This window comes from Micromonospora sp. NPDC023888 (assembly GCF_040639415.1).
Taxonomy (GTDB): domain Bacteria; phylum Actinomycetota; class Actinomycetes; order Mycobacteriales; family Micromonosporaceae; genus Micromonospora.
This window is the reverse complement of record NZ_JBEZZW010000101.1, coordinates 1-1,226: the sequence shown is the minus strand read 5'-3', so window position 1 is coordinate 1,226 and position 1,226 is coordinate 1. Positions and strand designations below refer to the sequence as shown.

1 pseudogene is annotated in these 1,226 nt (G+C 68.7%); it reads left to right on the top strand.

The annotated features are described in order from the left end of the window. Nucleotides 1-603: 603 nt before the first annotated feature. Nucleotides 604-1,226: pseudogene (locus AB0F61_RS34210) on the top strand (serine--tRNA ligase); the annotation flags it as partial.

Sequence of the window (1,226 nt, the reverse complement as noted above, 5' to 3'; positions counted from 1 at the left end):
GGACGTCACCCCGCTGCGGCCGGGGACGTCCGACCGGGAGTTCACGGAGGCGTCCGACTGGCTGGCCCGGTGCCAGGACGGCCGGGCCTGACCGTACGTCCACAGAAGTTATCCACAGGGTGGCTTCTCGACCTGGGGACAAGTCGACAACACAACTGGACAGGGTCGACAAATCGCTCCACTCCCCACAGGGGGTCATGGAGTGCGGCACGGCGACCGTGTCACCTCAATTCCGCCGATCACCTCCTTGGGGAGAGAATTTCCCACCCGAATGAGTGGGTGGGCATGGTTTGGCGGGGGAATCCCGGGTGACGGCAGGGCAATCACAATGATCAATTGCTGAGTCCACAGCGGATTCGCACAGCCTGTGGATAACTTCCCCTGGCGACCGGCTTCTGTGGACAACCGGGCTCGAACAGCGCGCGGGAGCCGCGGCGCGGGGCAATGCGCGCCGCCCGCCCCGCCGGACCCGAGAGGTCGGGAGTGCGGAATTCCGCTCCGATTCCCCCGGGATAAACTCCTGCAATTCGGTCAAAGTGACACGCAAGGTGCGGGCGGCATATCGGATGGGGTGACGCGACCCCGCACCGGTAGCCTGGTGGGGTGATTGACCTTCGCCTGCTCCGTGAGGACCCCGACCGTGTTCGCGCCTCCCAGCGCGCCCGTGGAGAGGACGTCGGCCTCGTCGACGCCCTGCTCTCCGCCGATGAGCGGCGCAGGTCGTCCGGCGTCCGCTTCGACGAACTCCGCTCCGAGCAGAAGGGGCTCGGCAAGCTGATCCCCAAGGCGTCCCCGGAGGAGCGCGCGGAGCTGCTGCGGAAGGCCGAGCAGCTGAAGACCGACGTCAAGGCCGCCGAGGCCGCCCAGAACGAGGCGGACGAGGAGACCAAGCGGCTGCTGCTCAAGCTCGGCAACCTGGTCCACGAGGACGTGCCGGTCGGCGGCGAGGAGGACTTCGTCGTCCTGGAGACGCACGGCACCGTCCGCGACTTCGGCGCCGAGGGCTTCGAGCCCAAGGACCACCTGGAGCTCGGCGAGGCGCTGGGCGCCATCGACGTCGAGCGCGCCGCCAAGGTCTCCGGCTCCCGCTTCTACTACCTGACGGGTGTCGGCGCGCTGCTGGAGCTCGCCCTCGTCAACGCGGCGATCGCCCAGGCCACCGAGGCCGGGTTCATCCCGATGCTGACGCCCACCATGGCGCGCGGGCGCACCAGGGTGGGCGTCAG